The organism is Nocardia lasii, from assembly GCF_042658545.1.
GTDB lineage: Bacteria > Actinomycetota > Actinomycetes > Mycobacteriales > Mycobacteriaceae > Nocardia > Nocardia lasii.
The window spans coordinates 14,091-40,855 of sequence record NZ_JBHSQN010000012.1 but is presented as its reverse complement, the minus strand read 5'-3'; the positions used below and the strand labels follow the sequence as shown (position 1 = coordinate 40,855).

Annotated in this window: 26 protein-coding genes; 14 read left to right on the top strand and 12 right to left on the bottom strand. The window is 68.9% G+C overall.

Going from position 1 to position 26,765, the window contains the following annotated elements; all coding sequences use genetic code 11:
• Positions 1 to 17 precede the first annotated feature (17 nt).
• From ACFP3H_RS18170 to ACFP3H_RS18155, 4 genes are read left to right on the top strand one after another with little or no spacing between them, the layout of a single operon-like run.
• Positions 18 to 803 (top strand): hypothetical protein, encoded by a 786-nt coding sequence (locus ACFP3H_RS18170; protein ID WP_378607580.1) that lies wholly within the window; start codon positions 18 to 20, stop codon positions 801 to 803.
• Positions 800 to 1,885 carry a hypothetical protein gene (locus ACFP3H_RS18165; RefSeq protein WP_378607579.1) on the top strand — a complete coding sequence of 362 codons (1,086 nt, stop codon included), beginning with the start codon at positions 800 to 802 and terminating at the stop codon, positions 1,883 to 1,885. Before ACFP3H_RS18170 ends, ACFP3H_RS18165 begins: the two co-directional genes overlap by 4 nt.
• The gene (locus ACFP3H_RS18160; protein WP_378607577.1) at positions 1,882 to 3,372 is read left to right on the top strand and encodes a hypothetical protein; all 1,491 of its coding nucleotides are present in this window, start codon (positions 1,882 to 1,884) and stop codon (positions 3,370 to 3,372) included. The genes ACFP3H_RS18165 and ACFP3H_RS18160 overlap by 4 nt, the downstream gene beginning before the upstream one ends.
• Positions 3,356 to 4,657, top strand: a complete 1,302-nt coding sequence (locus ACFP3H_RS18155; protein ID WP_378607576.1) for an AAA domain-containing protein — start codon at positions 3,356 to 3,358, stop codon at positions 4,655 to 4,657. Before ACFP3H_RS18160 ends, ACFP3H_RS18155 begins: the two co-directional genes overlap by 17 nt.
• Before the next feature lie 43 nt (positions 4,658 to 4,700).
• Here ACFP3H_RS18155 and ACFP3H_RS18150 read toward each other — a convergent pair whose 3' ends face one another.
• Complete coding sequence (locus ACFP3H_RS18150; RefSeq protein WP_378607574.1) at positions 4,701 to 5,165, bottom strand: carboxypeptidase-like regulatory domain-containing protein; 465 nt, start codon at positions 5,163 to 5,165, stop codon at positions 4,701 to 4,703.
• Positions 5,166 to 5,331: 166 nt separating this feature from the next.
• Between ACFP3H_RS18150 and msrA the strand changes: the two genes are divergently transcribed.
• Positions 5,332 to 5,838, top strand: coding sequence for a peptide-methionine (S)-S-oxide reductase MsrA (gene msrA, locus ACFP3H_RS18145; protein WP_378607571.1), 507 nt, complete (start codon positions 5,332 to 5,334; stop codon positions 5,836 to 5,838).
• Positions 5,839 to 5,967: 129 nt separating this feature from the next.
• Positions 5,968 to 7,026, top strand: a complete 1,059-nt coding sequence (locus ACFP3H_RS18140) for a DUF2189 domain-containing protein (RefSeq protein WP_378607568.1) — start codon at positions 5,968 to 5,970, stop codon at positions 7,024 to 7,026.
• 51 nt (positions 7,027 to 7,077) lie between these two features.
• Here the strand turns inward: ACFP3H_RS18140 and ACFP3H_RS18135 are convergent, their stop codons facing one another.
• Together ACFP3H_RS18135 and ACFP3H_RS18130 are read right to left on the bottom strand one after the other, a co-directional pair.
• Positions 7,078 to 7,326, bottom strand: coding sequence for a hypothetical protein (locus tag ACFP3H_RS18135; protein WP_378607565.1), 249 nt, complete (start codon positions 7,324 to 7,326; stop codon positions 7,078 to 7,080).
• 116 nt (positions 7,327 to 7,442) lie between these two features.
• The gene (locus tag ACFP3H_RS18130) at positions 7,443 to 8,999 is read right to left on the bottom strand and encodes a bifunctional phosphatase PAP2/diacylglycerol kinase family protein (RefSeq protein WP_378607562.1); all 1,557 of its coding nucleotides are present in this window, start codon (positions 8,997 to 8,999) and stop codon (positions 7,443 to 7,445) included.
• A gap of 221 nt (positions 9,000 to 9,220) precedes the next feature.
• On the opposite strand from ACFP3H_RS18130, the gene gcvT reads away from it, so the two are divergent.
• The 3 genes from gcvT (at position 9,221) to ACFP3H_RS18115 (ending at position 12,028) form a co-directional block, all read left to right on the top strand.
• A complete protein-coding gene (gene gcvT / locus ACFP3H_RS18125; protein ID WP_378607559.1) occupies positions 9,221 to 10,321 on the top strand; it encodes a glycine cleavage system aminomethyltransferase GcvT in 1,101 nt (366 codons plus the stop codon).
• A gap of 43 nt (positions 10,322 to 10,364) precedes the next feature.
• Positions 10,365 to 11,462 carry a branched-chain amino acid aminotransferase gene (locus ACFP3H_RS18120; RefSeq protein WP_378607556.1) on the top strand — a complete coding sequence of 366 codons (1,098 nt, stop codon included), beginning with the start codon at positions 10,365 to 10,367 and terminating at the stop codon, positions 11,460 to 11,462.
• A gap of 83 nt (positions 11,463 to 11,545) precedes the next feature.
• On the top strand, positions 11,546 to 12,028 hold the full coding sequence (locus ACFP3H_RS18115; RefSeq protein ID WP_378607553.1) for an NUDIX domain-containing protein: 483 nt from the start codon (positions 11,546 to 11,548) through the stop codon (positions 12,026 to 12,028).
• 130 nt (positions 12,029 to 12,158) lie between these two features.
• On the opposite strand, the gene ACFP3H_RS18110 is transcribed toward ACFP3H_RS18115, so the two are convergent.
• The 6 genes from ACFP3H_RS18110 to ACFP3H_RS18085 all read right to left on the bottom strand — a co-directional run bounded on the left by ACFP3H_RS18110 (position 12,159) and on the right by ACFP3H_RS18085 (position 17,966).
• Positions 12,159 to 12,872, bottom strand: a complete 714-nt coding sequence (locus tag ACFP3H_RS18110) for an MBL fold metallo-hydrolase (protein ID WP_378607551.1) — start codon at positions 12,870 to 12,872, stop codon at positions 12,159 to 12,161.
• Positions 12,873 to 13,004: 132 nt separating this feature from the next.
• The gene (locus ACFP3H_RS18105) at positions 13,005 to 13,754 is read right to left on the bottom strand and encodes an adenosylcobinamide-GDP ribazoletransferase (protein WP_378607548.1); all 750 of its coding nucleotides are present in this window, start codon (positions 13,752 to 13,754) and stop codon (positions 13,005 to 13,007) included.
• A 385-nt stretch (positions 13,755 to 14,139) separates the two neighbouring features.
• The gene (gene cobT, locus ACFP3H_RS18100; RefSeq protein ID WP_378607545.1) at positions 14,140 to 15,213 is read right to left on the bottom strand and encodes a nicotinate-nucleotide--dimethylbenzimidazole phosphoribosyltransferase; all 1,074 of its coding nucleotides are present in this window, start codon (positions 15,211 to 15,213) and stop codon (positions 14,140 to 14,142) included.
• An 82-nt stretch (positions 15,214 to 15,295) separates the two neighbouring features.
• Positions 15,296 to 15,829: a bifunctional adenosylcobinamide kinase/adenosylcobinamide-phosphate guanylyltransferase gene (locus ACFP3H_RS18095; RefSeq protein WP_378607542.1), complete on the bottom strand. Its 534-nt coding sequence runs from the start codon at positions 15,827 to 15,829 to the stop codon at positions 15,296 to 15,298.
• Between the two features lie 52 nt (positions 15,830 to 15,881).
• The gene (locus ACFP3H_RS18090; RefSeq protein WP_378607646.1) at positions 15,882 to 16,763 is read right to left on the bottom strand and encodes an alpha/beta hydrolase; all 882 of its coding nucleotides are present in this window, start codon (positions 16,761 to 16,763) and stop codon (positions 15,882 to 15,884) included.
• 249 nt (positions 16,764 to 17,012) lie between these two features.
• Entirely contained in the window at positions 17,013 to 17,966 is a 954-nt protein-coding gene (locus tag ACFP3H_RS18085; RefSeq protein ID WP_378607539.1) for a helix-turn-helix domain-containing protein, read from the bottom strand.
• Between the two features lie 86 nt (positions 17,967 to 18,052).
• Here ACFP3H_RS18085 and ACFP3H_RS18080 point away from each other — a divergent pair, with 86 nt between their 5' ends.
• Positions 18,053 to 18,220, top strand: a complete 168-nt coding sequence (locus tag ACFP3H_RS18080) for a hypothetical protein (protein ID WP_378607536.1) — start codon at positions 18,053 to 18,055, stop codon at positions 18,218 to 18,220.
• A 52-nt stretch (positions 18,221 to 18,272) separates the two neighbouring features.
• Here the strand turns inward: ACFP3H_RS18080 and ACFP3H_RS18075 are convergent, their stop codons facing one another.
• A complete protein-coding gene (locus ACFP3H_RS18075; protein WP_378607644.1) occupies positions 18,273 to 18,872 on the bottom strand; it encodes a DUF3043 domain-containing protein in 600 nt (199 codons plus the stop codon).
• Between the two features lie 315 nt (positions 18,873 to 19,187).
• Here ACFP3H_RS18075 and ACFP3H_RS18070 point away from each other — a divergent pair, with 315 nt between their 5' ends.
• Positions 19,188 to 19,544, top strand: coding sequence for a HesB/IscA family protein (locus tag ACFP3H_RS18070; RefSeq protein WP_378607533.1), 357 nt, complete (start codon positions 19,188 to 19,190; stop codon positions 19,542 to 19,544).
• 432 nt (positions 19,545 to 19,976) lie between these two features.
• Positions 19,977 to 20,903, top strand: coding sequence for a carbohydrate kinase family protein (locus tag ACFP3H_RS18065; protein WP_378607642.1), 927 nt, complete (start codon positions 19,977 to 19,979; stop codon positions 20,901 to 20,903).
• Positions 20,904 to 21,038: 135 nt separating this feature from the next.
• On the opposite strand, the gene asnB is transcribed toward ACFP3H_RS18065, so the two are convergent.
• Complete coding sequence (asnB, locus tag ACFP3H_RS18060) at positions 21,039 to 23,015, bottom strand: asparagine synthase (glutamine-hydrolyzing) (protein WP_378607530.1); 1,977 nt, start codon at positions 23,013 to 23,015, stop codon at positions 21,039 to 21,041.
• Positions 23,016 to 23,500: 485 nt separating this feature from the next.
• Here asnB and ctaC point away from each other — a divergent pair, with 485 nt between their 5' ends.
• Positions 23,501 to 24,490, top strand: coding sequence for an aa3-type cytochrome oxidase subunit II (gene ctaC, locus ACFP3H_RS18055; RefSeq protein WP_378607640.1), 990 nt, complete (start codon positions 23,501 to 23,503; stop codon positions 24,488 to 24,490).
• A gap of 10 nt (positions 24,491 to 24,500) precedes the next feature.
• Positions 24,501 to 24,917, top strand: a complete 417-nt coding sequence (locus ACFP3H_RS18050; RefSeq protein WP_378607527.1) for a cytochrome c oxidase subunit 4 — start codon at positions 24,501 to 24,503, stop codon at positions 24,915 to 24,917.
• Between the two features lie 435 nt (positions 24,918 to 25,352).
• Here ACFP3H_RS18050 and ACFP3H_RS18045 read toward each other — a convergent pair whose 3' ends face one another.
• A complete protein-coding gene (locus tag ACFP3H_RS18045; protein ID WP_378607524.1) occupies positions 25,353 to 26,624 on the bottom strand; it encodes an FAD-binding oxidoreductase in 1,272 nt (423 codons plus the stop codon).
• Positions 26,625 to 26,765: the final 141 nt, after the last annotated feature.

The window sequence follows — 26,765 nt, the reverse complement described above, 5'->3', positions numbered from 1 at the left end:
TGGATACGCTCCGACTCGTGACGGACTCGGCGGAGGAGCTGGAGGTGCGCATCTCCGGTTTGCGGGCCGAGGTGCGGCGGGCGGCCGCCGGTGGGGATCGCGCCACGGCGCGGCAGTTGCGGGCGGAATTGCGCCGGGCCGAATTGGCCTGGGACGCGGCTGTTCTCGGGGCCGAACCCGAGGAGGCCGCCGAAGCGCCGGGGGTGCCGGTGCGTGAGCACGTGCATCGCGCGTTGACCCTGCTGTCGGTGCCGTCGTCGCCGAAACTGGTGCTGGCCACCCACGACGCGTTCTTCTCGGGGGAGCTGCTGCCCGCGCGGTTGACCAGCCTGCGCCGGGACGAGGAACGCTCCTTCCGGTCGGCGCCGTATTCGCGTCCGTACTACCTGTGCGCGGCGCTGACCACCGATCTGCTCGCGCCCGCGCGCGGGTTGATGGCGGTGAGTTCGTGGCCGTTGGAGCGGCGGATGGTGGGCCCGTTGAGTCCTCGGGTGGGGCTGCTGGTCTCGGCGATCCGTCTGGCCGAACATCTTTCGGCGCAGCCTGCGCCGGAAACGGCCGGTCTGCGCGTACTGTGGCGGCTCGCCGTGTCGATTCCTGGGATCTCCAGTGCCCCGGATTCACTCGATCCGGCGACGGTGATCGAGGCCGCGCGGCGCGAGCTGGCGGTACACGAAGACGACGACGCGCGGCAGCGGTCGGCGGCGGCACGTCGGGCGGCTGATCAGCTGACCGATCCGGCCGCGCAACTATTCGGTGTTCGGCTCGGCGTAGCCGATCGGCGACGAATCGAGGTGAAATGAGCACTCTCGCAGCACAGTTGGACCAGTTGCGCGGTGATGTTCCCGCGACACGGCACAACGCCCGCACCATCGCCGCGCTGACGGCCAATCCCGGATGTGCCCGCCGCGCCCTGCTCGACGCGGCCGCGGTGGACAAGACCGTGATCGCCCAGTCACTGGGTTTCCCACCGCAATTCGGCCAGTCGCAGTTCGCCATCACGCGCGGCAACGCGTTCGAGGCGATGGTGAAGGCCAACGGGTGCGCGGAACTGCTCGCCCTGTTGCGCGACACCCTGGGGCTGACGATTCCCGAAGTGGCCTACCACGACCTGAATTCGGTGGGCGAGAACACCGGCAACGCCGTGCGCTATCAGCGCACCCGGCAGTTGTTGAAGAGCGCGATCGCCGCGAGCGACGGCACCCTGTTCGACCACCCGATGCTGCGCCTGGACATCGCCGGTGCCACGGCCTATCTCGAACCCGATGTGGTGGCCGTGCAGGTGGACGGCCAGTTCCACGTGGTGGAGGTGAAGGCCTTCCCGGTGATCGACGGTCAGGCCGATCCGGCGCAGGTCGCGGCGGCGGCCCGGCAGTCGGCGGTGTACGTGATCGCGTTGCGCGAGTTGATGGTCGAGATCGGGGAGTCGCCCGAGATCGTGTCGCACAACGCGATTCTGGTGTGCGCCAAGGACTTCTCCAACCGACCTACCGCCGAGCTGGTGGACCTGCGCAAGCAACTGGCGGTGGTCTCGCGGCAGTTGACCCGGCTCACCGCGATTCCCGACCTGCTCGCCGAACTGCCCCCCGAGGCCACGTTCGCGCCGGGCGAGAATCTCGAGAAGACCATCGCGGCCATTCCGGCTCGTTACGCGCCCGAGTGCATGTCGAGTTGCGAGCTCGCCTTCGCCTGCCGCGACGAAGCCCGCACCTGCGGGTCGGTGGACGCGCTGGGGCGCGGGGTGTGCGATGTGGTGGGCGGCATCGACAATATCCACACCGTGCTCGGATTGGCCGACGGCACACTGGAACCCGGCCCCGAGCACGTCGACATCACCGCCATGCTGCGGACCGCGCACCGGTTGCGCTGGGAGATCGCCGGATGAGCGTGTTGGCGGCACTGGCCAAGGCCGAGGCGGTGCGGGCCGGTCGCGCGCAGGCCACGGCCGCGGTGCGCCACCTGCACCTGGCCGAACGACCCCTGGTCGCGATCCCGTTGCGGTTGGCGGGGGAGGCGGCGGCGCCGGTGGCGATCATGATCGGCACCTCGCCCGGCGACCAGAACGTGCTGACCGTGCCGCAGCCGCGCGACCGGGTGCTGCGCCTGCGGTTCATCGAGCAGCTGGCCGACGTTGTGCTGCCGTATCTTTCGTCGTTCCTCGTCGACACCGAGGAGTTGACCAGCAAGGCCGGGGAGACCTACACGCGGTGCCTGGACGCCCCGCAGATGTGGACGCCCAACCCCGGCGGCGTGAATTTCCTGAAGCTGCTGGGCCGTTCGGTGCGGTTCCATCGGGTCGACGGGGACAACCCGGTGCCGGCGTCGATTCCGCTGCTCGGGCGCTGGCTGACCTGGTTCGGTGACCGGGCCGAGCATCCGGGTTCGGCGGTGCTGCCCGCCATGACCGCCGCGCTGGCCGGGCACTGGGCGTCGGGCCAATCCTCCTTGGAGGACGGCAATCTCGCCGCGCTGCTCGGCTGGATCGATCCGCCCGTGGGACTGACCGGGGCGGAAGCGGCCGCACTGGCGGAGGATCCGCTGCTCTGCCCGCCCGCCGGTCCGGCGACCGATCCCGGCTTCGACAACGAGGAACTCGCGCCGCTGATCGCCGCCTACAACGACGCGCTCGACGACTCCGCGAGATCCGTTGCGGCCGAACGACTCGAACGATCGCTGCGCGGCCAGCTCGAACCCACCTGGCAGTTGATGTGGCGTTCGATCGAGCTGCTGGCGGCACTGCCCGAAGGGGCCAGTGTCGAGGATCGGTGGACCGCCGATCGGGGCGCGTTCTCGCGGTTCGCCGCCGATGTGGCCGAGGGGATTCCGCAGGCCAGGCGCGATTCGGCAGTGCCGGCGGTGCGTCGGCTGTTGGAGCGGGAACGGGCGCTGGAAGCGTTGCAGGCCCAGTGCGCCTTCGATGATCCGCTGCTCATGCTCGAACATCGGGTGAGCGGCGCGGCCTTCCGCGGCACCGTCGTGCACTGCGAACCCGAGCGCCTCGATCGTTCGGGCGCGCGTCCGAAACTGCGCCCGCACATCCACATTCGCACCACTGACCCGTTCGTCGCCGCCGTCGGCGAGGAGCTGACGTGTGTGGAGCGGCCCAAGCAGACCGGGCACGTCGTCGAGGTCGACAGTGACGGCTTCGTGCTCGAACTGTCCGGCGGCATGGGGCGCAAGCTCGTCGCCGACCCGGGCAGCGTGCCCGAGGAAGGCGACGAACTCGGTTTCGCCCGGTTCAAGCCGACGCCGTTCAACGGGATGCTGAATCTGCCCGCGCGCGAGGAGACTCCGTGGACTCACGGTGGTCCGCCGCCGGAATGGGTGCCCACCGAAGACGACGAGGAGGAACTCAGTGACCACGCCGGATGAGGCCGTCGCGGGGATTCTGACCGACCTGCGCGAGCAGAGCCATCGCGCGATCGTCGTCGACTCACCGCCGGGCGCGGGCAAGTCCACGCTCGTGGTGCGGGCCGCGCGCCAACTCGCCGAGGACGGTGAGCAGCGCATGATCGTGGCCCAGACCAACGAACAGGTCGACGACCTCATCGACCGCCTCGCCGCCGCCGACCCCGCCCTGCGGATCGGGCGGCTGTCCAGCGCGGCCTATGTGGTGAGCGACCGGGTCGACCAGCACGCCAACGTCCGCGTCGCCAAACAGCCCGGCGACCTCGAGGACCGCGCCATCGTGATCGGTACGGCCGCCAAATGGGCCACCATCACCGAGGGCACCTGGACCCACGCGATCATCGACGAGGCGTACCAGATGCGCTCGGACATGTTGTTGCGCATCGCGAATCGGTTCGATCGCGGGCTGTTCGTCGGCGATCCGGGACAGCTCGATCCGTTCGCGACCGTCGAGACCGCGCGCTGGGCCGGTCTCACCTGGGACCCGACGATGAGCGCGGTGAGCGTGATGCTGGCCAACAACGACAACATCCCCACCCACCGGCTGCCGGTGTCGTGGCGACTGCCCGCCACCGCGGCGCCGGTGGTGTCGAAGGCGTTCTACCCCTTCACCGAATTCCAGTCCGGCACCGGATTCGGTGACCGGCGCATGGATTTCACCACCCGCGGTATGGGCGGACCGGTCGACGCGGTGTTGGAGCAGGCGGCCGAAACCGGTTGGGGCTGGTACGAATTGCCCGCCCGACACACCCTGCGCACCGACCGCGACGCGGTGGCCGCCATCGCCGCCATCGCGGCCCGGCTGATCGAACGCGGCGCCACCGCGCACTCCGAATCCGGCAGCCACCCGGTCACCACCGAGCGGGTCGCGATCGGCACCGCGCACCGCGATCAGGCCGACGCCATCCGCACCGCGCTGCGCGGGACCAGCGCCGAACCGGTCACCGTCGACACCGCGAATCGGTTGCAGGGGCGCGAATACGACGTGACGCTGGTGCTGCACCCGCTGTCGGGGCGGCGCGACGCCAGCGCGTTCCACCTGGAAGCGGGGCGGCTGTGCGTGCTCGCCTCCCGGCACCGACACGCCTGCATCCTGGTGGGGCGCGCGGGAATTCCCGAACTGCTCGACGCGCACCCGTCGGCCGAACCGGTCCATCTCGGGGTCGCCGTGAAGTTCCCCGACGGGTGGGAGGCGAATCAGGCTGTGCTGAGCCATCTCTCGAACCACCGCGTCCGCGCCGTCGGCTGAACGACGCGTGGGGCCGGGCACCCCGCTGCCCGGCCCTGTCTACTCAGCCCGCGGTGAACTGAATCGTTTTGAGCGAGGGCGCCGACAGGTTCACATCGGCGGTGGTGATCGCCCGCGCCGCGGAATCGGAACGGTAGGCGGTGAGTTGGTAGCGGCCGGGTTGCAGTCCGCGGAAACTCACCTGCCCGGTGGTGCTGGTCGACATGTGTCGGTAGATGTGATCCCCGCACGCGTCGATCCCGGTGAGCACGATCTTGCCGCCCGCGATCGGCGTGCGGTCGGTGGACCTGATGAGCACCGCGTCGATCTGACCCGCGGCCGTCGGACTCGCCGAACGGACCACCTCGTCGTCGAGGCGGGCCTGTCGGGCTTGTTCACAGGGCGCCGACCGCTGCGCGATCGTGTCGTCGTGGCCGGGATGCGCCCCCGCGCTGCCCATCGCGGCCCCCATCAGAGCCGCCGTCGCCAAGCCGATCGCCCAATACTGTGCACTGACTCTCCGTGGCATCGCGCCGTGTTCCTCCTGCTTCGTCTGACATGGAAGGACAAACCGAATCTGCTGAGGTAACGCTCGGGCAACAATACTGACGGGAATTCCGAATCCGCGTCAGGCGTTGCACAGACACGGTTGTGGCCGACCTGTGCGACCGTGGAACTCTCATCGAGGAGGACAAATGACCGACACGCGCAAAGCGATTCTGGCCGGTGGATGCTTCTGGGGAATGCAGGACCTGATCCGGCGTCAACCGGGCGTCCTCGACACCCGCGTCGGCTACACCGGCGGCAACAACGACAACCCCACCTACCGCAATCACCCCGGGCACGCCGAGGCCGTCGAGATCGAATACGACCCGAGCCAGACCGACTACCGGGCGCTGCTCGAGTTCCTGTTCCAGATCCACGACCCGACCACCAAGGACCGCCAGGGCAACGACCGCGGCGACAGCTACCGCTCGGCGATCTTCTACCTCGACGACGACCAGCGCCGCATCGCCGAGGACACCATCGCCGATGTGGACGCCTCGGGGCTGTGGCCGGGCAAGGTCGTCACCGAGGTGACCCCGGCGAGCACGTTCTGGGACGCCGAACCCGAGCACCAGGACTACCTGCAGCGCTACCCCGACGGCTACACCTGTCATTTCCCGCGTCCGGGTTGGAAATTGCCCCAGCGCCAGAGTTGAGTCATCCGCGTGGCGGCCCCCGCGTCTATGCCATGATCGGCAGTAGCGGCGTGTGCACCTGACGCCGGATCGGAATATCTCACAACGGTGACCCCGCGGTCGCCGCGGACGATGAGGAGATCGATTCGGATGGCGTATGGACAGCAACAACCCGGGTACCCCCCGTCCGGGCCGAGACTCAGCGTCGGTGACGCCCTCGGATTCGGGTGGGACAAATTCAAGAACAACGCGGTGGTGTGGGTCGGCATCGTCTTGATCGCGGTGCTGATCTCGGCGGCGATCAGTTTCCTGTTCGGGCTCGGCAACTCCGCGGGCACCGACTACGACGGCGGCATCAGCATCGGCTTCGGGTTCTGGCAGATCATCGGCAGCGTGGTGAGCGCGGTGGTCAGCTACCTGATCTCCGCGGCGCTGGTGCGCGGCTCGCTCGACGAGGCCGACGGACGCAAGCCCGGATTCGGCGACTTCTTCAAGTTCACCAACGTGGGCGCGATCATCCTGGCCAGCTTCCTGGTCGGCGTCGCCACCGGCATCGGCTTCGTGCTGTGCATCCTGCCGGGCATCGTGATCGCGTTCTTCACCTGGTGGACAATGAATTTCGTGGTCGACCGGGACCAGGACGCGATCACCGCGATCAAGTCCAGCTTCTCGGCGATCTCGAGCAATGCCGGGCCGCTGCTGTTGCTGGCGCTGGCGGTGTTCGGCATCAACATCGTGGGTGCGCTGCTGTGCGGGCTCGGGCTGTTGGTGTCGATTCCGGTGTCGATCATCGCGTCGACGTACGCGTACCGGGTGACGGTCGGCGGGCCGGTTGTGGGTGGGCCGAGTGTGGCTGAGCCGGGGTATCCGCAGCAGTACGGTGAGCAGCCGGGTTACCCGGGTCAGGCCGGTTACCCGGGACAGCCGGGTTACCCGGGTCAGCCCGGATATCCGGGTCAGCCGGGTTACCCCGGTCAGCCGGGTTACCCCGGTCAGCCCGGTCAGCCCGGTCAGCCCGGGTACGGCGGTCCCGAGGGTGGACAGGGCTATGGCGGTCAGGGTTACGGCGGGCCTGCCGGTGGGCCCGGTTACGGCGGTCCGGGTGGGCCGGGTTCCGGCGGGCCGGGTTATGGCGGTCCCGGATACCCCGACAATCCCGATCTCGGCAAGCCCGGCGATTCGGGATGGGGCCCGGACGGCAATCGCTGAGAGCTGACACGCGAAGGGCGTGCGATACCGATCGCACGCCCTTCGTGCTGTCTACTCGCAGCCGATACCGTTGCCGTCCCGGTCGAGGCCGTAATCGTCGGGTCCGATCACCCGCACGCGACCGGTGTAGACGGGCCCGTTGCCGCTGCCACCCTCGCAGTCGACATCGCTGACGATGGGCAGGCACGGGCTGTAGGAACTGTGGCAGTCCGACGGGGCCGCCACGGCGAGGGCGGGCGTCGCGATCGCGAACGCGAAGCCGGCGATCACAGCGGCACCGACACTGACGAGATTCTTCATTGTTCTCCATTCGATCATGTAGCGGCGCACAGCTTTTCACGATCGAATGGCGTTCCGGAAGTTCGCGGGGCACTACCAGTCGGTAGGAGTTTCACGAGGGCACGGCGGGGGTTGGCTCAGCGGCGGTCGGTGAGCCAGGTGAGGTGGCGGCGGTGGTGGGGGCGCGGGCGGTTCTCCCAGCGGGGGTTGTTCTCGTTGCGGCGGTAGGTGGTGACGCGGCCGGCTACCCAGAAGCGCAAAGTCGTTGCGGTGCCCACTACTTCGCCGTCGGCGGCCACGGCGACCGGGGCCTTCGAGGTGACGGTGAGTTCGTGCATCTGGCGTTCGCCGTAGACGCGGCTGTGGCCGATGGCGGCCAGCATCAGGGCGATCACGGCGCGGGTGCGCGAGAAGCGCACGTCGGCGCGCAGCCAGCGCACGTCGAGCAGGCCCTCGTCCAGGCGCGAGCGGAAGGCGGGGACGGCGCCGTGCGGGTGGTAGGGGCCGTTGCCGATGAACAGGAACCACATGGCGTGCCAGCGGTCGTCGATGCGGATGTGGATGGGTTCGGCGCGGCGCAGGGTCACCACGAGCGCGGCGGCGAAGGCGGGCCACTTGCCCCAGCGGTCCTCCCACTGCTCGCGTAGGCGGACCAGTTCGGGGTAGGCGCCGATGCTGGCGGTGTTGATCAGGTGGTGGGTGCGCGGGCCCTCGGGGGTCTCGAATTCGACTGCGGCGATGTCGACTTCGACGGCCTCGCCGGTGCCGGTGGCGTCGACGACCTCGCGCAGGTCGTAGACGCCGAGGTCGCGGGCGAAGTGGTTGAGGGTGCCCGCGGGGATGACGACCAGGGGCAGGTCGTTGCGGATCGCGACGGCGGCGGCCGCGGCGATGGTGCCGTCACCGCCGGCCGCGCCGACCGCGAGGATCGGGGTCTCGGCGTCGTCGACGGCTTCCTGGAGCAGTTCGACGGCGTCGCGGCCGGGTTCGGTGTGCACGAGGGTGGCGGCCGGTAGGGCGGCGGCGATGTCGTCGGTGGGGTCGTAGGAGGAGTCGCCCGAACGCGGATTCACCAGCAGCAGAAGGCCTTTGCCGTCGGCGAGGACGGGGGCGTCGTGCACGGCGTGCGCGTCGGCCTCGTCGGATTCGCGGATCGGCCACCAGCGGCGGGTGGTGAGCGCGACGGCGGTGCCCACGCCGGCGCCGACCAGCACGTCGGAGGGCCAGTGCGCGCCGGTGTGGATGCGCGAATAGGCCACGGCGGCGGCCACCGGCGCCACCGCGAGCGCGGTGCGCGGGCTCTCCAGGGCCACGGCGGTGGCGAAGGCGGCGGCGTTGGCGCTGTGCCCGGACGGGAACGACGAGGACACCGGCGCGGCGACGAGTCGGCGACCCAGCGGCATCAGCTCGGCCGGGGGGCGACGGCGCGGAATCAGGGTCTTGAGAACCAGATTCACCAGGAAGCTGCTGCCGCCGAGGGCGATCACCCCGCGCAGGGCCGCCCGTCGCGGGGGACCGGGCCGCACCGCGAGCGCGGCCGCGACGGCCAGCCACAGGCCGCCGGTGTTGGCCGAGCGGGTCAACCGCAGCATGCCGCGGTCGATCGATGTTTCCGGGATTCGGGACACGGCGCGGCTCATCGTGTCGTCCATCCGGGCGACATGACCGAACCGGGCGCGGGGCAGCTCACTCACACTCCGAACACTACCGCCGTTGGGCGTCAGTAGCTTTCGCTACGAACGCCACCGCCCTCGCACCCCTCGATGATGACAGCGGCGGCGACCGGGGCCGCCGGACGGCAGGACAGTGATGGCGGCGCAGCTGACCCGGGTCGGGCGCGGTCACCGATTGCCGGGGCTCCGGGCCCGGATCGGGAGGTTCGCGCGGTGTGGGCCGGGACCGATAAGCTCTGCCCATGACCGACGCCGCGCTGCTCGAGGGCCCCATCCACGCTGTCCACGTCGAACTCGGAGCCACCTTCGCTCCGTTCGGCGGGTGGGAGATGCCCGTGCAGTACGGCGGCACCGTCGGCGAGCACACCGCGGTCCGCACCACGGTCGGGCTGTTCGACGTGAGCCACCTCGGCAAGGCCACCGTCGCCGGGCCCGGCGCGGCGACGTTCGTGAACTCGGCGCTGACCAACGACCTGGGCCGCATCCGGCCGGGCAAGGCGCAGTACACGCTGTGTTGCGCCCCCGACGGCGGCGTGATCGACGACCTGATCGCCTACTACGTCAGCGACGACGAGGTCTTCCTGGTGCCGAACGCGGCCAACACCGCCGCCGTGGTCGCCGCACTGCGCGCGGTCGCGCCCGAGGGGATCACCGTCACCGACCAGCATCGCGACTACGCGGTGTTCGCGGTGCAGGGGCCCAAGGCAGGCGAGGTGCTCACCGCGCTCGGGCTGCCCACCGAGATGGAATACATGGCCTACGTCGACGCCGAGTGGGACGGGCGCCCCGTGCGGGTGTGCCGCACCGGCTACACCGGCGAACACGGCTACGAACTGCTGCCGAGCTGGGACGACGCGGAGCCGGTGTTCCGCGCGCTGGTCGCGCAGGTCGAAGCGGCCGGTGGGCAAGCGGCCGGGCTCGGCGCGCGCGACACCCTGCGCACCGAGATGGGCTACCCGCTGCACGGGCACGAACTCTCCCTCGACATCACCCCGAACCAGGCCCGCACCGGCTGGGCGGTCGGCTGGAAGAAGCCGGAGTTCTGGGGCAAGGCCGCCCTCGAACAGGAGAAGGCCGACGGTCCGCGGCGCACGCTGCTGGGTCTCAAGGCGCTGGATCGAGGCGTGCTGCGGCAGGGGCAGACCGTGCTGCGCGACGGCGAACCGGTCGGCGAGACCACCTCGGGAACGTTCTCGCCCTCGCTCAAGGTCGGCATCGCGCTGGCGCTGCTCGACACCGACGCGAAGCTGGAACCGGGCGACGAGGTGGAGGTCGACGTGCGCGGCCGCCGGTTGCGCGCCGAGGTGATCAGGCCCCCGTTCGTCGAGACGAACACCAAGTAACTCCCAGTACCAGCGCGACACCCGCCCGGATAGGATTCCCACCATGACAGTTGCTGCACAGTTCACTCGCGTCCCGCATCCCGCGCCCACCTCGGCGCAGCGGCGGGAAGAGGTACTGGCGGCGCCCGGTTTCGGGCGGTTCTTCACCGATCACATGGTGTCGATCGACTACGCCGACGGTCAGTGGGGCAACGCGCGGGTGGAGCCGTACGGGCCGCTGTCGATGGACCCGGCGACCATGGTGTTCCACTACGGGCAGGCGATCTTCGAGGGGCTCAAGGCCTACCGCCAGCCCACCGGGGAGATCGCGACCTTCCGCATCGACGCCAACGCCGCGCGCTTCCGTCGCTCGGCCGCGCGCATGGCGATGGCGGAGCTGCCCGAGGAACTGTTCATCGAATCCGTGCGGCAGCTGCTCGAGGTGGACGCGGACTGGGTGCCCGCCGCCGGTGGTGAGGACTCGCTGTACCTGCGGCCGTTCATGTTCTCCACCGAAGCGGGCCTGGGCGTGAAGCCGGCCTCGGCGTACAAATACCTGCTGCTCGCCTCGCCCGCCGGCGCCTACTTCCCGCGCGGCGTGAAGCCGGTGCGGGTGTGGTTGTCGACCGAGTACGTGCGCGCGGCCCCCGGCGGCACCGGCGAGGCGAAGGTGGCGGGCAACTACGCCTCCTCGCTGCTCGCCCAGGCCCAGGCCACCGAACAGGGCTGCGACCAGGTTGTCTGGCTCGACGCCTGCGAGCGGCGCTACGTGGAGGAGATGGGCACCAACAACCTGTTCTTCGTCTACGGCACCGGCTCCGAGGCCCGCCTGGTGACCCCCGAACTGTCCGGCTCCCTGCTGCCCGGCATCACCCGCGACTCCCTGCTCACCCTGGCCGCCGACTCCGGCTACCCGGTCGAGGAGCGCAAGGTCTCGGTCGAAGAATGGCGCACCGGTGCCGAATCCGGCGAGATCAGCGAGGTTTTCGCCTGCGGCACCGCCGCGGTGATCACCCCCGTCGGCTGGGTCAAGTCCGCCGACGGCGAATTCGCCATCGGCGGCGGCGAACCCGGCGAGGTCACCATGGCCCTGCGCGATACGTTGACCGGGATCCAGCGTGGGACGTTCGCTGATACCCACGGGTGGATTCGAACCGTGTAGTTCGGGTGTAGCCCAACGGTTTTCGTAAACCCGTCCTCCCTACGAACCCGCCGACGTGTTCGCAGTGGATAGTGTTGTGCCCCATGGGTTCCGAACAGCGCGAGGACATTGCGGCACTGCCGAGCAAGCGGATGGGCGCCGGGGTGGTGTTCGTCGACGAGCTCGATCGGGTGCTGCTGGTCGAGCCGACGTACAAGGACTACTGGGAGCTGCCCGGCGGGGTCGTGGAGGCGAACGAGTCGCCGCTCGCCGCGGCGGCGCGGGAGATCCACGAGGAGCTCGGCCTGAAGGTTCCGGTGGGCAGACTGCTGGTGGTGGACTGGGTGCCGCCGGGTCTGTACCCCAGCGACGGGTTGATGCTGGTCTATGACGGCGGCGTGCTCAGCGCCGACCGGACAGCAGGGATCGCTTTGCCGGCGGACGAGCTTCGGAGCTGGGCGTGGTGCGATGAGGTCGAGGCCGCGAACAGGCTACCGGCGGTGTTGGCTCGTCGCGTCGCGGCTGCTCGCCGGGCGCGCAACGAGAGCGCACCGAACTATCTGGAGAACGGGTTCGGTGTGAAGTAGGCAGGGCGGGTGGGGTTGGGGTGGCATAAACGTGCAGGGAGTTGCTGGGGTGGCTGGTTTTTGGTGTTCGGAGCGTTTGGTTGCACGAAAATGCCACCGTGCTGGCGGTTGCGGCCGCTTCCTCCGGGGTTCAGCCCGGCATGAGGGCTTGCCATTCGCCCAGGGACTTGGGGCGTAGGACGTAGTTGTTGTCGCGGACCGAGGACAGGGCGGCGCTGGGGGATTCGGAGTACCAGTGGCCGGGGTAGACGACGGGGTTGCCGTCCAGGGCGGCTAGTTGGCGCAGGCTGCGGAACATTTCGTCGGAGTCGCCGCCGGGGAAGTCGGTGCGGCCGCAGCCGTCGACGAACAGGGTGTCGCCGGAGATGAGGCGGCCGTCGAATAGGAAGCACTGGCTGCCGGGGGTGTGGCCGGGGGTGTGCAGCAGTTCGATGTCGAAGGCGCCGACGCTGACCTTGTCGCCGTGGTCGTGGCCGGTCAGCTCGCTGGGGGCGATGCCGGTGGTCTGGGCGACCCAGTCGAGTTCGTGCTTGTTCACGTGCACGGGCACGCTGGTCTTCTCGAGCAGTTCGGCCACACCGCCGAGGGTGAAGCCGAGCATGGTGCCGCCGACGTGGTCGGGGTGGTGGTGGGTGGCGAGCACGCCGGACACGCGCATGCCGTCGGCCTCGGCCACCTCGACCAGGTCCGAGGCGGCGTAGGCGGGGTCGACCAGCAGGGTCTCGCCGGTCTCCCGGTCGCCGATCAGATACGCGAAATTGCGCATCTGCGTGGCGATCGGATCGCCGACGGCGTAATCCCGACCGGACAGCAGCTGGCGGAAGTAGAGGCGCTCGGGTGACATGTCGTCCACTGTATTGCCACCGGTGTGCTGGGGGTGCACCCGAGTACCGATGACCGGACGGTCTGTGGGACCACACAATCGGCGCCATATTGGACTTGTGACCAGTACGAGTGGGTGGGGCAACGGCACTGGTTACCCGGTCAGCGAAAACCCCACTGCGGCACCGGCGACCGCGATCTCGACCACGGTACCCAGGACGTCACCGGACAGGCCCTCGAAACGGCGGACACAGTGGCGGGTGATCGCGACGGTCAGCGCCAGGACCGCGAGCACGATCACGGGACCGAGCCAGAGGTGGTCCCCGACGGCGCCGATCGCGGCGACGGTCGCCAGGATCGACCAGATCAGCACGACCGCGCGCGACTGGGTGCCCGCGACCAGGGCCCCGAAACCGGCGTCCGGGGCGGCGGGAATGCCGACGCGGCACGCGGGGACGACGGCGACGCGACCCACGGCCACCGCGAGCAGGATCGCGAACCAGCGGCCCTGCTCGGCCAGGGTGGCGAAGGCGACCGCCTGGATGCCGATCGCGAACACGAGCGCCGCGACGCCGAACGGACCCGCCCCACCCGACTTCATGATCTCGCGGGCACGCTGGGGCGGGCCGTAGCTGCCGAGCCCGTCGACGGTGTCGGCCAGCCCGTCGAGGTGCATGCCCCGGGTGAGCAGGGCGAGCAGACCGACGGTGAGCAGACCCGCGAGCAGGGTGGTGAGGCCCACGGTGGCCAGTAGCCAGAGCGCGGCCGCGGCGATGGTGCCCAGCAGGAGGCCGACCACGGGCGCGAGGGTGATCGCGCGGCCCGCGAGACGGCGGTCGACCTCGGCGGGTCCCGGAACCGGGATCACCGTCAGCCAGGAGAACGCCAAGCGCACGGCGTTCACGAGGGGGCCTCAGCTAGATGCGAGGCATTGGCGGCTACAGCCTCGATGACCTGGACCAGATGCGTGGTGTTGGCGATTGCAGCCTTGTGGGCTTGGACCCTGGTGTTGGCGGCGGCAGCCACTGGGACCTCAGCGAGATGCGTGGCGTTGGCGGCGGCAGCCTTGTGGACCTGGACCCGGCACGTGGTGTTGGCGGCGGCAGCCACAGGGACCTCGGCCAGGTGTGCGGCTGTGGCGAGTGCAGCACTGGGGGCGTGGGTCAGGTGCGTGGCGTTGTGGCCGCAGTTTCGCAGACCTGAGTCACGCGCGCGGCGTGTGCGATCGGGGCTGGGGAACTGAGTCGACGTGGGAGTTCGGTCGGTGCGTGCTGTCGAACGGGGGTGGGTCATTTCGCCAGGTCGATGGTGTCCGGCTCGTCGGCGGCCGTGCTCACGCCGGCGTCGGCGAAGGTCGACATTTCGGCGAGGGTGGCGACGGCGGCGCGCAGGATCGGCAGGGCGGTCAGGGCGCCGGAACCTTCGCCCAGGCGCATCTCGAGGTCGATCAGGGGGGTCAGGCGCAGGTGCTTCAAGGCCAGGTCGTGGGCGGGTTCGGTGGAGCGGTGGGCGGGCAGCCACCAGGCTTTCGCGCCCGCGGCGAGGTCCTCGGCGACCAGGGCGGCGGCGGTGACCACGACGCCGTCGAGCAGGACGGGGGTGCGGCGGACGGCGGCCTGGGCCAGGAATCCGGTCATCGCGGCGAAGTCGGCGCCCGCGGCGACGCGGAGCAGATCGACCGGGTCGGCGGCGACGGGGCGGGCGCGGCGCATGCCGTCGCGGATGGCGGCGACCTTGCGGATCCAGCCCTTGTCGTCCACACCGGTGCCGCGGCCGACGGCGGCGACCGGCTCGGTGCCGGTGAGCGTGGCGATCAGGACGGTGGCGGGGGTGGTGTTGCCGATGCCCATGTCGCCGGCGATGAGCAGGTCGGCCCCGGAGTCGATCTCCTCGTCGGCGATCGCGCGCCCGGCGGCCAGCGCGGCGGCGACCTCGTCCTCGGTGAGGGCGTCCTCGCGGTCGATGGAACCGCTCGAGCGTCGCACCTTGTGCCCGGAGACCGTGGGGTCGGTGTCACCGTCGACGGCGATGTCCACGACCCGCACGCTCGCCCCCGCCACGGCGGCCAGCGCGTTCACGGCCGCGCCACCGGCGAGGAAGTTGGCCACCATCTGCGCGGTGACCTCGCTCGGATACGCCGAAACCCCGTGCTTCGCGACACCGTGGTCTCCGGCGAACAGCACCACGCGGGCCCGTTCGAACTGCTTCGGCGGGCACACGCCCTGGCACGCCGCGACCCAGTTGCCGAGGACCTCGAGCCGTCCCAGCGATCCGGCCGGTTTCGTGAGCTGCGTCTGACGCTGCTCGGCCGCCGCGCGCACCCGCGCGTCCGGGGCCGCGACCGGGTCGAATCCGTGAGTCACTGGCGAGCCTTTCCAAAGTGGTGCCGGGATCTTCGACGCTCATCTTGCCCGGATCACGGTGCGCGGCGCCGACCGACCCGGCTCATTTCAACCGAACCGGCAACCCGGCCACGATCAGATACGCCTCGTCGCATACCCGGGCCAGGCGCTGGTTCAGGCTGCCGATCTCGTCGCGGAACAACCGCCCCGACCGCGTCGCCGGGATGACACCCATGCCCACCTCGGGCGAGACGATCACCAGCCGCTCCCGGTAGGCCGCGACCGCCGCGGTGAGCACATCGCAATCGGGGACGACGGTGCCGCGCGGGGCGTCCCAGGCGGCGCGGGCGTCGAGGCGGGCGGTGAGCCAGGTGCCGATGTCGTCGAGCAATGTGGCGGGTGCGGGTGTGGCGAGAACCGTTGCTAGATCGGCGTTCTCGACCGTCGACCAGTGCTTCGGTCGCCGCTCGCGGTGCCCGGCGATCCGGGCGGCGAAATCGCCGTCGGTGGGGTCGACGACGGCGGTCGCCAGATAGCGGACGGCGGGCGCGTCGGCGAGCAGCTCCTCGGCGAAGGCGGACTTGCCGGAGCGGGCGCCGCCGAGGACCAGGGTGCGGGTGGGCTCACTGGCTGACATTCCCGCACGGTAGCACCGGCGCGACGCCACCCCGCACGGTCGATCCGCGAGCTCAGCGCTCGCCCAGCGCGTCCAGGATCATCGGGCGCGCGGTGGTGAGCGACTGCTGCCAGTACGGCCAGGTGTGGGTGCCGGTGGTGAAATCGACGCGGGCGGGGATGCCAAGGGCGACGGTGCGGTCGCGGAAGATGCTGGCCGCGATCACCGCGAACGCCTCGATGCCCGCCGCGTTGACGGTGTTGCCGACGCCGTTGGTCGCGTCCAGCGGGCCGGGGACACCGTTGCCGGTGGTGACGTAGACCGGCAGGCCGCGCAGCCGTTCGGCCTGCACGACCGCGTCGTTGCGGCTCCACGCGGGATCGCTCGTCGGGCCCCACATGTCGTCGAGATTGAAGCGGCCCTCGTCGAGCATGGCCGCGCGCATGGCCTGGTTCCACATCGGGTAGGTCGGGTTGAGAAAGCCGGAGAACGAACCCGCCCAACGGAATTGGTCACGATGATGGGCGGCCAGGGTGAGCGCGGCGTTGCCGCCCATCGAGACGCCGACGATCGCGTTGTTGGTGCGGGAGACCCCGTAATCGGCGAGGAAGTCGGGCAGTTCGCGGGTGAGGAAGGTTTCCCAACGGTAGGTGGTCTTCTGGCCGTTGGTGCTGCTCGGGCGGTACCAGTCGGTGTAGAAGCTGGAATGGCCGCCGACCGGGAACACCAAAGTGACGTTGTCCCCGGCGAATTGGCGCAGGGCGTCGGTGTCGGTGGTCCACTGGCTGTGGTCGTCGGGAGCGCGCAGGCCGTCGAGCAGATACAGCGCGGAGCTGCCGCCGCGCGACGCCCACTGCACCTGGACCTTGATCGGCCCCATGCTCGACGGCACGGTCAGCATCTCGAAACCGCCTGCGGGCGTACGGTGTACCGGTGCCGCGTCGGCTACCGACATGCCCACCGACGCCAGGACCGCCGCCGTCACGATCGTGAGCGCTCTGCGCAGCCGACTCACTGTTCCCCACCCACCACGAATCACTGTGCCAGCCCACCAGTTTCGCCGGATCGCGTCAAGGAAACTGTGTGGGCTCACAAGTACGCGGGCCGCACAGTCGACCATGTTCTAGCGCCGCGGGTTCGGTGGGTGCGGATGCCGCATGTTGCGCGTTCCGCGCGTTCGACGCCGATGACGGGGACGTGGTGATCACCCCGTCGCGCCGAAGCGGCGGCGGTACTCGGTGGGGGCCAGGCCGACCTGGCGTTGGAAATGGTGGCGCAGCAGGGCGCCGGAACCGAAACCGGACTCCTCGGCGATGCGCTCGAGCGACATCTCGGTGGCTTCGAGCAGCTGCTTGGCGAACAGGACGCGCTGGGTGGTGAGCCACCTGACGGGGGTGGTGCCGGTCTCGGCGGCGAAGCGGCGGGCGAAGGTGCGGGTGGACATGCTCGAGCGGGCCGCGAGTTCGTCGACGGTGTGCGGGTGGGCGAGGTTCTCGCTGAGCCAGGCCAGGGTGGTCGACAGTCCCTCGGAGCGGCATTCGGGCACCGGCTGTTCGATGAACTGGCGCTGGCCGCCGTCGCGCTGGGGCGGGACGACCATGCGCCGGGCGATGCCGTTGGCGGCCGCGGTGCCGATCTCGCGGCGCACCAGGTGCAGGCAGGCGTCGATGCCCGCGGCGGTGCCCGCGCTGGTGATCAGGTTGCCCGCGTCGACGAACAGCACGTCCGGGTCGACGGTGGCCTCGGGGAACATGGTGGCGAGGCGATCGACATAGCGCCAGTGGGTGGTGCACTTGCGGCCGTCGAGCAGGCCCGCCGCCCCGGCCAGGAAGGCCCCCGAACACACGGTGAGCACGATCGCGCCCGCCGCCGCGGCCGCGCGGACCGCCTCGAGGATGCGGTCGTCGTACTGGTCGATGGGGGAGGCGGGGATGGCGACCAGGTCGGCGCCGGCGAGTTGGTCCAGGCCGTAGTCGGGCGTGACGGACAGGCCGGGGGTCGACGAGCGCAGGGGCTTGCCGGGTTCGGCGCCGCAGACCCGGAAGTCGAATCCGGGCAGGCCGTCGGCGGTGCGGTCGAGGCCGAAAACCTCACACACGACACCGAATTCGAACATGGCGAGCCGGTCGCTGAGCACCACGGCAACCTTCGACAACATGGACACAGCATAACTGGCCGAATCTTTGCGCACAATGACAGAACGGCCACTTTCGGCCGGAATTAGGCGAGCGCAAAATTACTGCCATGCTTACTTTTCTGATCGCCCTCGCCCTCATCGTCGGCCTCGCGATACTGATCGGCCGCGACACCACCGGGTCCACCGGCATCATCGACCGCGACGCCCAGCGCATGGACGCCGAACTCAAAGCCATCGCCGGCTACGCGGCATACCTGCGCCCCGGACCCCAGTGATCGCACCGGCGATCCGAGGGGCGCCACCCCTCGGATCGCTGAGGATCGCTGACTACACAGCGTCGCCGGGGCCGACCCGCGGCTTGGGCGCCCGCATCTTGCGGATCTGAGAAGCGCGCACGAACGAATACCAGCCCAGCTTGAAGCCGGTATCGGTGGTATCGGGGAAACGCTCGATCACCCGGTTGTTCACGATCTTGCCGAGCACGAAGCCCTCGATGATCATGAACACCATCATCACCAGCATGGCCAGCGTGACAATGGTCTGCAGGCCCGGAGCCACGAACATCGACAGGATCAGCACCAGCGCCATCGGCATGAACAGGCCCACCAGGTTGCGGCGGGCATCGACCAGGTCGCGCACGTAGGCGCGGACCGGACCCTGATCGCGCGGCAGCAGGTACTTGTCCTCGCCCGCGAGCATGCGAGCACGACGCTCCTGCACGGCGGCGCGACGATCCGCGGCAGCGGACTTGCGATCTTCCTTGGTGCCCTTGGTCGCCTTGCGGCGCGCACGGGCCTCCTTGGACGTCAGCGGTGCCGGCGCGACCGGGCCGCGTCGTTTGCCCTCGGCCTCACGCCTTTTCGGAGTCGGCCTGCCCTTACCGGGGGTGGTCGACGCGGTGACGACGGGGGATTCGACACCGGGCACCGAGGAGTCGACGGACTCGTCGATGGTGCTGGACTCGTCGCGACGAAACAATTTCACGTTCACCAGGCTATTCGATGACGTCGAGTCGAGGGAAATGCGGTCCACTCACCGGTGAGACCGGTCTCATCGGCGCGGCGTCGAGACCCCGATCACCGCCGTCCGGGGCGTAGTGTGGGCACAAGCACCCAGGTCGTGTCCACTGGCTGCGCCGAGGGTGGCAAAATAGGAATAGCAGTCGCTGCGACAGCGTTCGTACTGTTCGTGCGCTGTGCACCTGAAGGTCCGTTGACGGGCTGAGTCGAACTAGGAGTGTCCATGACTGTGCAGAACGAGACCGCCACCGAGACCCACGGTGCGACGCTGACCGACGCTGCCGCCCTCAAGGCGAAGGCGCTGCTCGACCAGGAGGGTCGCGACGACCTTGCCCTGCGCATCGCCGTGCAGCCGGGTGGCTGTGCAGGCCTGCGCTACCAGCTGTTCTTCGACGATCGCATCCTCGACGGCGACATCGTCGTGGAGTTCTCCGGCGTGAAGCTGGCCGTCGACCGCATGAGCGCCCCCTACATCCAGGGCGCCTCGATCGACTTCGTCGACACCATCGAGAAGCAAGGCTTCACCATCGACAACCCGCAGGCCACCGGCTCCTGCGCCTGCGGCGACTCGTTTAATTAGCGGCTGGCGCCGCAGGTTTTCGGCCTGGGTCCCCCGAGTCGTTTAATTAGCGGCTGGCGCCGCGGGTTTTCGGCCTGGGTCCCCCGAATCCGAGGGGCGATACTTCGGCTTCGCCGTTACGTCTCGCCCCTCGGATCCGGGGCGGCCGAAAACGTGGTGGTTGGGGTTGGGAGTCCGTAGCGGGTCCGGTAGGGGGCGGTCGTTTCACTCGTGAGAGTGGGCTTGTCGCAACGGAATCGGGGGTTTTTGTCGGCCTTCGGGGCTTTGTTGCCGACCAGGTTGCGCTTAGGTGAACCATGGGGGGCGTGTGGCTTGCTACCGTTGAAGTCCGGGATCGGTTGATCCCGGGCTTCTTCTGTTTCCCGCCTATCGTCGAAGGGGCCCTGCCTCGTGTCTGTTGCCGTGTCTGCCTCCATCGCCACCGATCACCTCATGCGTTTTCCGGGTCGGTTCGCTGATGTCCTGCTCGCCGATCAACTCGATCATGTGTCCCTGAGCTTCCTCGTCGACGATCTGCAGATCCGCCGCGGCGGGGTCGCGGGCAATATCGCCTACGCGATGGGCCTGCTCGGGCAGCGTCCGGTGCTCGTCGGTGCGGTCGGCGCCGATTTCGCCGACTACCGGCAGTGGCTGGAGAGCAGCGGCGTCGACTGCTCGGCGGTCCATGTGTCCCAGACCGCGCACACCGCGCGTTTCGTGTGCACCACCGACGAGGCGATGGCGCAGATCGCCTCGTTCTACCCGGGCGCGATGAGCGAGGCCCGCGATATCGACATCGCCGCGATCGCGGCCGCGCACGGCATCGACCTGGTGCTCGTGGGGGCGAACGATCCCGAGGCGATGGTCGCGCACACCCGTCAGGCCAAGGCGCAGGGCATCGCCTACGCGGCCGATCCGTCCCAGCAGCTGGCCCGCCTCGACGGCGAACAGGCCACCGAACTCGTCGACGGCGCGGCCTACCTGTTCACCAACAAGTACGAGTGGGCGCTGCTACAGCAGAAGACCGGCCTGAGCGAAGCCGAGATCACCGCCAAGGTCGGAATCCGGGTCACCACCCTGGGTTCGGAGGGCGTGCTCGTGGTCGACGCCGACGGCACCGAGGTCCGCGTCGGCGTGGTCCCCGAGGTCGCCAAGGTCGACCCGACCGGTGTCGGCGACGGCTTCCGCGCCGGTTTCCTCACCGCCCACCGCGCCGGCCTGAGCCTGGAACGCGCCGCCCAGCTCGGCTCCCTGATCGCGGTCCTCGTCCTGGAAACCACCGGCACCCAGGAATGGACCCTCAACACCGAAGACGCCCTCGAGCGCCTCACCAAGGCCTACGGCTCCGACGCCGCCGACGAACTGGCCACCCTGCTGTAACGACCCGCCGGGCCCGGGGTGGCCGATGTCACCCCGGGTGTCGTGGCGCGACAACTGATTTCGCTACGACACGGGTAACTCGCCGGGCACGCCCAGAACGCTCGTCGTGCCGACCGGCGGCCCGGCTCCCAGCCCCTACTTGCTTGCGTCCGGCTGAGTACTCGGAGAGTCGGGCCGGACCGGGTAGGTCGGCTCTTGGATTTCGGGTTTGATGCGGTCTTCGACGAAGATGCCGTGCCAGACCATGAAGACCAGGACCGTCCAGAGGCGGCGGCTGTGGTCGGAGACGCCTGCCTTGTGGTCGCGGAGCATCTGGGTGACCGCGGCCTTGTCGATCAGGTGGTCGGTCTGGGACTCGGCGATCTGGGTTTCGGCCCAGTCGTAGAGTTCGGTGCCGCGCAGCCAGTGGCGCAGCGGGACCGGAAAGCCGAGCTTGGCGCGGTTGAGGACGTGGTCGGGGACGATGCCGTCCAGGGCCTGACGCAGGGCGTACTTGGAGGTTTCCCTGGTGATCTTCTGGTCGTAGGGGATGCCCTCGGCGACGCGCAGGACCTCGCTGTCGAGGAACGGCACGCGCAGTTCCAGGGAGTTGGCCATGGTCATCTTGTCGGCCTTGACCAGGATGTCGCCGCGCAACCAGGTGAACAGGTCCAGGTGCTGCATGCGCGCGACCGGGTCCCAGCCCGCGGACTGGGCGTAGATGGGGGCGGTGACGTCCTGGTGGGTCCACTCGGGGCGGAAATCGCGCAGGACCGCGCGCAGCTGGGCGTCGTTGAAGCTGCGGGCGTTGCCGTAGTAGCGGTCTTCCAGCGACAGCGAACCGCGCTGCAACAGCGACTTGCCGCGCTTGCCGTCGGGCAGCTTGTCGCCGAGCCTGCCGAGCAGCTTGCGCGCACCGGCGGGCAGGTACTCGAAAGGCTTGAGCGACAACGGTTCCCGGTAGATGGTGTAGCCACCGAACAGCTCGTCGGCGCCCTCGCCCGACAGCACCACCTTGACGTGCTTGCGGGCCTCCTTGGCCACGAAGTACAGCGGGACCAGGGCGGGATCGGCGACCGGGTCGTCGAGGTACCAGACGATCTCGGGGATCGCGGCGGCGAACTCGGCAGGCGAGACCACCTTCACGATGTGGCGCGCGCCGATCAGCTCGGCGCTCTCGGCGGCCACGTCGACCTCGGAGTAGCCCTCGCGCTCGAACCCGGTGGTGAAGGTGATCAGCTTCGGGTTGTGGCGCATCGCCAGCGCCGCGATGGCGGTGGAGTCGATGCCGCCGGAGAGGAACGAACCGACGGTCACATCGGCGCGCATGTGCTTGGCGACGGAGTCTTCCAAAGCGGCGGCGATCTCGGCGTAGCGGGCCTGCTCCGACCCGGCGACGAACGGGCGGACCCGGAAGTCGGGACGGAAATAGCGGGTGACAACCGGCTCCTGGCCGACCCGCACCGTGGCGTAGTTGCCGGACTCGAGGCGACGGATGTTCTTGTGCAGCGACTCGGGCTCCGGCACGTACTGCAACACCGTGTAGTGCTCGAGCGCGCGCGGGTCGAGCTCGTCGGACAACCCGAGCGGGCTCAGCAGTTCGAGCACGCTCTTCTTCTCGCTCGCGAAGGCGGTGCCGCCGGGGCCGGTCGCGAGGAACAGCGGCTTGATGCCGAACGGGTCGCGCGCGAGGAACAGCTCCTGCGACTCGGTGTCCCAGATCGCGAAGGCGAACATGCCGCGCAGCTTGCGCACGGCCTCCGGGCCCCAGAAGTGGAACGCGGCGACGATGGCCTCGCCGTCACCGTCGGTGGCGAAGATCTTGCCGTCGGGGAACTCCGCGGCGTGCGCGGCGGCCAACTGCTCGCGCAGTTCGAGATAGTTGTAGATCTCGCCGTTGAAGGTCATCGCGTAGCGCTGCGGATTGTCGGCCGGGCCCCAGCGCAGCGGCTGGTGCGAGTGCTCGATATCGATGATCGAGAGGCGGTTGAACCCGAAGATCATGTGATCGTCGTGCCAGGTGCCCTTCTCGTCCGGGCCACGATGCCGCTGGCAGTGCAGCGCGTCGTACACCTGATCGACCACCTCGGTCGTCGCCGTATCAGCTGTCAGGAATCCGAGCAGTCCGCACACGGTGTCGGCAACCTTCTCTCGTTCGATGATGGGGTGGCCACAGACCGGGCCGAAACGCTGTGTCCGAGTATGCCGCACCCGTGCCCGACACGCCGCGCTCGCCCGCCCGCCGTGCGGGTGCGAACCCGTGACACCGGATCAAACCGCAGGTCGCGAACTTCGGTGCGGTCACGGCGGAGTGTCGAAAGTGACCCCGCGACAAGACAGTGCCCGCTTTGGTCTACGCTGCGTAGTACTCAGGTCCCTCTCAGGTGTGCAGGCTTCCCAGCGGCAATACTCGAGACGACCTGAAACTGCTGTGAAGAGGTGTCGGAACGGGCGATACGCCGCCCGCGACGACGCAATGTGTCGGAATGTGTGGCGACCAGGAAGGCGTGAGCGTGGCGCACAAGGCGAGCGAAGAGATCGGGGCACGACCCGTACGGGGTCGGCAGGGCCAGGTCCTTCGACGGGCCGGGCTGGCGGTGTCCTTGGGGATCACCGCGATGCTCGTCTCGGGCTGCTCGATCGACAATGTCTGGCTGCGATTCGGCTGGCCCTCGGGCATCACGCCCGAAGCCGCTCGGATGCGCGAGCTGTGGACGTGGTCCGTGCTGGCCGCGCTCGTTGTCGGCGTGCTGGTCTGGGGTCTGACCTTCTGGACGGTCATCTTCCACCGCAAGCGCAAGAACTCCCCGGAGTTCCCGCGCCAGACCGGCTACAACGTGTCGATGGAGCTGACCTACACCGCGATCCCGTTCGTGATCATCGCGGTGCTGTTCTACTTCACCGTCGTCGTGCAGAACTACGTGCACGAGAAGACCGACAACCCGGATGTCACCGTCGACGTGACCGCCTTCCAGTGGAACTGGAAGTTCGGCTACCGCAACGTGAACAACGTCGGCGGGCTGACCTGGAACGGCATCGACTACGAGAAGGAGCAGCTGAACGAAGAGCAGCTGCGCCAGTACGAGTCGCGCACCAACGAAGAGGGCCACGCGCGCCCCGGCCCCGTGCACGGCAAGCCGAGCAACGACATCCTCTCGTACCTGCACTACGACAAGGTCGAGACCTTCGGTTCCAGCACCGAGATCCCCGTCCTGGTGCTGCCGACCGGCAAGCGCATCGAGTTCCAGCTCGCCGCCGCCGACGTGATCCACGCCTTCTGGGTGCCGGAGTTCATGTTCAAGCGCGACGTGATGCCGAACCCGAAGGAAAACCACTCCGACAACGTCTTCCAGATCTCGCAGATCGAGAAGGAAGGCGCGTTCGTCGGCCGTTGCGCGGAGATGTGCGGCACCTACCACTCGATGATGAACTTCGAGGTCCGCGCGGTGTCGCCGGAGAAGTTCGCGCAGTACATCAAGGCCCGTGAGAGCGGTATGACCAACGGCGAGGCGCTGTCCTCGATCGGTGAGTCGCCGGTGGCCACCTCCACGTACCCCTTCAACACCAAGCGCGATATCAAGAGCGCTTCGGTGAACGAAAGCAAGTGAGGATTCTGACATGAGGCTCGAAGCACGGATCTTCGAACTGCTCACAGCGTTCTTCATCCTGGTGGGCATCGTCTACGGCTTCTTCACCGCCCAGTCGCGCACCGGCATCGAATGGGCAGGCACCACCGCGATCGTGCTGACCGCGGGTCTGTCGCTGATCATCGGCACCTACTTCCGCTTCGTGGCGCGTCGCATCGACCTGCGCCCCGAGGACTACGAAGAGGCCGAAATCGTCGACGGCGCCGGCGACCTGGGCTTCTTCTCGCCCGGCAGCTTCTGGCCCATCCTGCTGGCCGCAGCAGGCTCGGTCACCGCCCTCGGCCTGGCGTTCTTCCAGTTCTGGCTGATCGGCCTCGGCGTAGTCCTGGTCCTCGCAGCCTCCGCCGGCCTGGTATTCGAGTACTACCTGGGCGCCGAAAAGCACTGACCCACAATCACACAAGAGAGGCTCCCACCGACCCGGTGGGAGCCTCTCTTGTCTGTGTCACACATCCGCCAAACCCCAGCCCCGCACGTCTTCGTCGCACGTCTCCCAAACCGAGCCCCGCACGTCTTCGTCGGACGTCCCCCCAAACCGAGCCCCGCACGTCTTCGTCGCACGTTTCACCACCCCACCCCACCCCACCACCGCACACCCTAATTCCGCCATGACCGCACTCCCAGCCCCGCACGACCCGACCTCGAGGAGGGTCCGCCGCGCAGCGGCGTAGCGGCCCGGCCGCGAGTTAGCCGCCGTTGCGTCCGCGGCGCAGCCGCCAGCAACGGGTGCTAACTCGCGGCCCCTGGGGGGCCGCGCTCGAGCGCGCCAGCGCTCCAAAAACACAGCCTGCGTACCTCACTGGGCCCACCAAACCTGGGCCACCTACACGCTGTACCGCAGAGCCTGTTCGGAGCGGCAGATGTCGTCGATACCGGAGACGATCTCCCGCAACTGCTCCGAGGGCAGAGCCGAGGGCCGCAACCGACAGGTAAACGTGATCAGCCCATAATCAGCAGGCGTAAGCCCACGAGCAGCAGCTTCAGCACGCAGGTACTCCGAGCGCACACCATAGGTCATAGCCGAGATAACGGTAAAGCACCCCGACCGCTCCCGATGATCAGAAAACAGATCATGCAACCCGTAAAAAACCGACCCGTAATTGGCCAACGGCGCAAACACCCCCACCCGATAAGCAGGCCCACGCTCGGAAGAGTTGATCACAGTGTCGGCGAGATACTCGGCGTCACGCATGGTGAGCACCTTGGGCGCGAACATCAGCGCACCCGCCGCCGCATTACGCACCGGCATACCCGCCCGCCCACCGGCCGCCGAGGCGATCGCACCCAGCGACTTACGGGTACGCGTGCCGACCTCACGCCGGGCCCGCAGACCACGCGTGGGAGCGGTGGGGTACAGGCTCGACCACTGGCCGAACCGGACCGCGCCGAGGGTCACCTGTCCGGCGCCGACGGGCCGCGCCACCTTCAGTGGGGCGGTGTCGACCCAGCGACCGACCTGCAGGGCCGCGCTGCCGGGGTTGGTGATCTCGTTGGTGGCGTGTTCGACGAAGGAGTCGAAGTCGAGGAAGCGGTCGGCGTCGGTGGTGAGCATGGTGTGGTCTTTGTCGACCTCGACCACGTCGAGGGTGAGCGCGGTGATGATGCCCGCGCGTCCGCCCGCGCCGAGGATGCGGTGGAAGCGTTCGGTGTGGTGCCCGCGCCCGCAGGTGCCGATGCGACCGTCGGGGTCGACGTATTCGAGGTCGACGATCTGGTCGATGAACATGCCGTAGCGGTGCGAGGCGGTGCTCACGCCACCGACGGAGGCGAAGCCGCCCGCGGTGATGTCGCGGTGATCGCCGACCACCGGCAGGCCGAGGCCGTGCGCGCCGAGGCGGCGGTCGATCTCGGACAGTTTCGCGCCGGCCTGTACGCGCACGGTGCGCCTGCCGAGGTTGATGTCGAGCACCGAGTTCATCTTGCGCAGCGAGAGCACGCCACGCTGATCGGTGAGACCGTAGGTCTCCTCGGTCTGCTCGCCACCGCGCACGGTCAACCGTTCCGACCGGTCGCGCGAATCACGCACAGTGCGAACGACATCCGCGGTGTCGGTGGGGAGATATTCTTCGGAGATATCGGTCTGCGGCGTGCCCATGACCGCATAGCTAACCACAGGTCCGCCGTTCGTGCGCAGGGTACTTCGCACCTGGTTCCACGCGGGCGCGAGTTTGCTCGGGGAATGCCGGGTTTTCCGGTCGCGGGAGACAAGTTGACGGCCGTTTCTCGGGCGTGAACG